This is a genomic window from Actinoplanes sp. NPDC048791 (assembly GCF_040650095.1).
Classification (GTDB): Bacteria; Actinomycetota; Actinomycetes; order Mycobacteriales; family Micromonosporaceae; genus Actinoplanes.
The window spans coordinates 1-5357 of sequence record NZ_JBEZGQ010000591.1 but is presented as its reverse complement, the minus strand read 5'-3'; the positions used below and the strand labels follow the sequence as shown (position 1 = coordinate 5357).

6 protein-coding genes are annotated in these 5357 nt (G+C 71.4%); 3 read left to right on the top strand and 3 right to left on the bottom strand.

Annotated features, from left to right (window positions below):
- On the bottom strand, positions 1–293 hold a 293-nt coding region (locus tag AB0C29_RS31970), incomplete at its 3' end, for a hypothetical protein (RefSeq protein ID WP_360828048.1).
- Between the two features lie 771 nt (positions 294–1064).
- The gene (locus AB0C29_RS31965) at positions 1065–1331 is read right to left on the bottom strand and encodes a hypothetical protein (RefSeq protein WP_360828054.1); all 267 of its coding nucleotides are present in this window, start codon (positions 1329–1331) and stop codon (positions 1065–1067) included.
- On the opposite strand from AB0C29_RS31965, the gene era reads away from it, so the two are divergent.
- The 3 genes from era to AB0C29_RS31950 all read left to right on the top strand — a co-directional run bounded on the left by era (position 1236) and on the right by AB0C29_RS31950 (position 4465).
- Positions 1236–2054 carry a GTPase Era gene (gene era, locus AB0C29_RS31960; RefSeq protein WP_360828051.1) on the top strand — a complete coding sequence of 273 codons (819 nt, stop codon included), beginning with the start codon at positions 1236–1238 and terminating at the stop codon, positions 2052–2054. The genes AB0C29_RS31965 and era overlap by 96 nt on opposite strands.
- Before the next feature lie 77 nt (positions 2055–2131).
- On the top strand, positions 2132–3181 hold the full coding sequence (locus AB0C29_RS31955; protein ID WP_360828045.1) for an acyltransferase: 1050 nt from the start codon (positions 2132–2134) through the stop codon (positions 3179–3181).
- A 51-nt stretch (positions 3182–3232) separates the two neighbouring features.
- On the top strand, positions 3233–4465 hold the full coding sequence (locus AB0C29_RS31950) for an MFS transporter (RefSeq protein WP_360828042.1): 1233 nt from the start codon (positions 3233–3235) through the stop codon (positions 4463–4465).
- Here the strand turns inward: AB0C29_RS31950 and AB0C29_RS31945 are convergent.
- Positions 4462–5265, bottom strand: coding sequence for a DUF4097 family beta strand repeat-containing protein (locus tag AB0C29_RS31945; RefSeq protein WP_360828038.1), 804 nt, complete (start codon positions 5263–5265; stop codon positions 4462–4464). The genes AB0C29_RS31950 and AB0C29_RS31945 overlap by 4 nt on opposite strands.
- Between the last annotated feature and the right edge of the window lie 92 nt (positions 5266–5357).

Below are 5357 nucleotides of genomic sequence, written 5' to 3'. Positions count from 1 at the left end.
GGCCCGTCCTTCGCCGGCAGGATGGGGACGCAGCGCGGGGTAAGGCTGGGCGCTCGTCTTCGGGGGCCCGCGGTGGCGCTGAGGGTTCGGGTGCCGGGGGTCTCGGGCGGAAGGCTCGTGCCGGAGGTGCTGCGGGCGCCGGAGGCGTCGGTGGTTCGCGAGGCGCTGGTGGCGTCGGTGGTTTGCGTGGCGGTGGCGGAGGCGCAGGCGGTTCTCAAGGCGGCGGAGTCGCTGGAGGCCGCGGCGGGAGCGTCGGCGCGCGCGGCGGGAGCGTCGCCGGACGGGATGGTCAAGCCCGTGGCTCGGCCGGCGCTCGTGGCAGCGGTGGCGCTGGCGGAGCGCGGGGAAGCGCTGGTAGGTCTACGGGTGGTGCCGGTGCGGGGCGGCCGGTGCTGCCGACTCGGTCGGATGCTGTCAGTGAGACCGGGGAGCTTCGGCCGGCGCGGTCGAAGCCCAAGTGGAGTCCGCGGACGGCGGCCGGGGGGACCGGGCGTTCTCAGGCGGCTTCGGTTGCTGGGCGTTCGCAGGGTGCTGGGACTGGTGAGCGGCGGGCTGCGGGCGGCCGGGGGAACCGGGCTGGTGCTGAGGTCGGTGGCGCGGAGCGTCCCGTTGGTGGCGGTGCCGAGGAGCGGCAGCTGACTGCGGGGGAGCGGAACGAGCTTCGGCGGCAGGAGCGGCGGGCGGCTCGGCGCGAGCAGGGTGGTGCTGCGGGCGGCGGGGCGAAGCGTGGCGTCGGTGCGGTCAAGCGTGGTGAGGCTGGCGGGGCTGCGAAGCGCGGCGAAGCCGTAAGTGGAGCGAAGCGCGGCGAAGCCGCTGGTGGAGCGGTTGCGGCCGCGCGTGGCGCTGCGGGTAGCGGCGAAGCGGCGGGTAGCGCGAAGCGAGGTGTCGCTGGGAGCGGCGGAGCCGCAGGCGCGAAGCGCGGCGAAGCCGGAGGCGCAGCGAAGCGCAGCACCACGAGCGGCGAGAAGGTCCGTGGGGCGAAAACCCCCACTGAGCGCGAGAGTGCCAGTGCTTCCGTGCCGGCCGCCGCTGGGGCGGGCGTTGTTGCGGACGGCGCTACTGAGTCAGGCGACCTGAGCCCGGGGCCACGGGCTTCCGGCGGCGCGGCTGAGGCCCGTACGGGAAGAAAGAAGCATCGGCACAAGGCGGCCAGCCGGGAGATCAAGGTCGCGGATGATGTTTACCGTGCCGGGTTTGCCTGTTTTGTCGGTAGGCCGAATGCCGGTAAATCCACGCTGACCAATGCGATCATCGGTCAGAAGATCGCCATCACGTCCAACAAACCGCAGACCACCCGGCACATCATCCGCGGCATTCTGCACCAGGAGCACGCCCAGCTCGTGCTGGTCGACACCCCCGGCCTGCACCGGCCCCGGACGCTGCTCGGCGAGCGCCTCAACGACCTGGTCCGCGAGACCTGGAGCGAGGTCGACGTGATCGGCATCTGCTTCCCGGCGGACGAGCCGGTCGGTGCCGGTGACCGGTTCATCTCGGCCGAGATGGCCGAGCTCAAGGCCACCGTCATCGCCGTGGTCACCAAGGTCGACCTGGTTGATCCGGCGACGCTGGCGCAGCGGCTGATGGATGTCAGCAAGCTCTACGACTTCGCCGACATCGTGCCGGTCAGCGCCGTTTCCGGCCATCAGGTGGAGACCCTGGTCGACGTGATCGTCAAGCACCTGCCGGAGTCGCCGCCGTTGTATCCGGACGACGTGCTGACCGAGGAGCCCGAGCAGGTGCTCATCGGGGAGCTGATCCGCGAGGCCGCGCTAGAGGGCGTCCGGGAGGAGCTGCCGCACTCGATCGCCGTGCTGGTCGAGGAGATGGTGGTCGAGGGCCGGTCGATGAAGATCTACGCGAACCTGTACGTCGAGCGGGACAGCCAGAAGTCGATCGTGATCGGCACCAAGGGCGCCCGGCTCAAGGATGTCGGCACCAAGGCGCGCGCCGAGATCGAGCAGTTGCTGGGGCGCAAGATCTATTTGGATCTGCACGTGCGGATCGCCAAGGAATGGCAGCGCGACCCCAAGCAGCTTCGTCGACTGGGTTTTTAATCGCTTTTGTGGGTCTTATCACCGGATGCCGGTTTCGGTTTGCTTTGTGGGGGCTTATTTAGATAGCCCTTTACGTCATGCGGAATCGGTACCTGGACCTGCTGCGTGCCATCGCCATCGTCCGGGTGGTCGTCTACCACTCCACCGGCTGGGTCGCGCTGACCATCGCGTTCCCGGCCATGTCGGTGATGTTCGCGCTGGCCGGCTCGCTGATGGCGGCCTCACTCGACCGGTCCGGGCCGCTCGCCGTCGAGCGCCGGCTGCGCCGCCTGCTGCCGTCGCTATGGGCGATATCGGCGATCGCCGTGCCGGCCATGCTGCTCACCGGCCTCGCGTGGGACTGGAAGATCCTGTACTGGGCGTTCCCGGTGCAGGACCCGCCGGCCAACGGCTGGGGCTCGATGGCCCTGAGCGCCACCTGGTACCTGCGGGACTTCCTCTGGTTCGTGCTGCTCTCGCCGCTCGCCCTGCCGGTCTTCCGCCGCTTCCCGAAACTGTCCCTGGCGACGCCCTACACCGCCCTGGCGGTCATCACCCTGCTCGGCCTCAGCCCGCACCCGATCGTGCGGGACATGGCCCTCTACGGCGGCGCGTGGCTGCTCGGCTTCGCCCACCACGACGGGATGCTGCGCCGGCTCGCGCGGCGCCGCCTGGCCGGCTTCGCGGTGCTGCTGGCGACGGCCGGCGCCGGCTGGGTGCTCACCCATCCCGGACCCCGGGGGTACGACCTCAACGACATCCCGCTCGGCAACGCGCTCTGGTCCGCGGCGTTCATCCTCGTCGCGCTCGGTCTGGCCCCGGCCGTCACCGCGACCCGGGCGTCCCGGCTCGTCACCGTGCTCAACGCGCGGGCCCTGACGATCTACCTCTGGCACGTGCCGATCATCGTGGCGGTGACCCGCATCGGGGAGACGCACGGCCTGCCGGTGCGCGGCGCGACCGGGATCGGGTGGCGGCTCGTGGTGATCGTCGCGCTGGTCGCGCTGGCCGTCGCGCTCTTCGGCTGGATCGAGGACTTCGCCGCCGGCCGCCGGCCCGTGCTGCTGCCCGGCGGCCGCCCACGCCGGCCGGCCGTGGCGCCGGTGTCGCCCGCTGTCGGACAGCTCGCCGAGACCGTACGCACCTGAGCCGCGCGTGGCCTACCTTCGTGCCACGCTCCACGGTGAGACTGTGCATACATGACCATCACCGCCGCGCACGTCCGCCAGACGTACTACGTGCTCGGTCTCGGCAACACCTTGGCGGCCTCGCTGATCTGGGGCGTCAACACGCTGTTCCTGCTGGACGCCGGGTTGACCAATTTCCAGGCGTTCGCCGCGAACGCGTTCTTCACCGCCGGCATGGTGCTGTTCGAGGTGCCCACCGGCATCGTCGCCGACTCCTGGGGGCGCCGGGCTTCGTACCTGCTCGGCACGGTGACTCTGGCGGCGACCACCGTGCTCTACGTCTGGCTGTGGCGCATCGACGGGCCGTTCTGGGCCTGGGCGGTGTCCTCAGCGTTGATCGGGCTCGGGTTCACGTTCTTCTCCGGTGCCACCGAGGCCTGGCTGGTCGACGCGCTGGCCGCCACCGGCTACACCGGCAGCCTGGACCGGGTCTTCGCCCGCGGGCAGGTCTACATGGGCATCGGGATGCTCGTCGGCGCGGGTGGCGGCGGCTATCTCGCCCAGGTCGCCGGGCTCGGTGCGCCGTACCTGCTGCGGGCCGCCGTGCTCGTGGTGATGCTGGTGGTGGCCGCGCTGCTGATGCACGACCTCGGCTTCACCCCGGACCGCGGCGGGGGCTACCGCACCGAGGTACGCCGGATCGCCGCCCAGTCCGTCGAGTACGGCCTGCGGGTCCGCCCGGTGCGCTGGCTCATGCTGGCCGCACCCTGCACCGGCGGCGCGATGATCTACGTGCACTACGCGTTGCAGCCGTACCTGCTCGAGCTGTGGGGTGACGAGACCGCGTACGGGATCGTCGGTCTCTCCGCGGCGCTGCTGGCCGCCGCGCAGATCGTCGGCGGGCTGGTCGCGCCGGCGCTGCGGCGGGTCTTCGCCCGGCGCACCTCGATGCTGCTCGTCACCCTGGGCCTGAGCGTGCTCGCCGTACTGCTGATCGCCCTGATCCCGAACTTCTGGGTGGTGTTGGCCCTGGTGGTCGCCTGGGGGCTGCTGTCGGCGGCGGGGCAGCCCGTACGGCAGGCGTACCTGAACGGCATGATCCCGTCGCAGCAGCGCGCGACCATCCTGTCCTTCGATTCGCTGATGGCCTCGACCGGCGGGGTCGTGGCCCAGCCCGCACTGGGCCGGGCCGCCGATGTCTACGGCTACCCGGCCTCGTACGTGATCTCGGCGGGTGTCGCCGCGCTCGCCCTGCCGTTCGTCTGGCTGTCACGGCGGGAGAAGCACCCGGCCGACGTTCCCTAGCTGCCCGGGATGGCGGTGATGGTCGCGTCCCCGCTGCCGGTCTGCACCTCGATGACGTTCTTGGCCGTCGCGTCGTTGACGATCCCGAGCAGTTCCGCGTCGCCCGAGCCGGTGCGGGTCTTCACCTGGTAGGCGCCGTCCGGCACCATCAGCTCGATGTTGCCGCTGCCGGTGCGCGCGGTCACCGAGGCCACCTTCGTGACCTCGACCGTGACGTCGCCGGAGCCGGTCTGGGCCCGGACCGCCTTGCCGCCGCCGAGGCCGTGGGCCTCGACGTCGCCCGAGCCGGTGACCAGCGTCGTCTCGCCCAGCAGGTCGTTGGCCAGGATGTCGCCCGAGCCGGCCTTCAGCGACACCGTGCCGCTGGCCCGGTCGATGGCGGCGCCGCCGGAGCCCACCGTGACGTCCGCCGAGCCGATGTCGCTGAGCGTGAGGTCGCCGGAGCCGAGCTTGCCGCGTACGGACACCCCGGTCGGGGCCTGGATCTCGTACGAGACCTGGCAGTTCGGCCCGCAGTTGGTGTCCAGGGTCAGCACCGTGCCGGACAGCTGGTACGAGCCCTGCGGGTCGTCGGAGCCGTCGCTGCGCACGATGCGCTTGATCCGGGTGTCGGCGATCGCCGCCGTGGTCACGGTGACGTCCCCGCTGCCGCCCGTCAGGACGATCTCGGAGACCTTCACCTTCTCGGTGTCGTCGTAGGTCAGCCGGGCGCCGATCCCTCCGCCGCAGCCGGCCAGGGCGGCCGCGGTCGCGGCGATCAGGGTGACGGCGCCGGCGCGCCGGGCGAGAGTCGGGGTCATGCCTGTGACGCTAGGCGGCGCCGGCACCCGGGCACCATCAGTCCTCCCACTGAGGCGGCCCCGAGAAGACCCTGAGATCCGGGTCAGGGTCT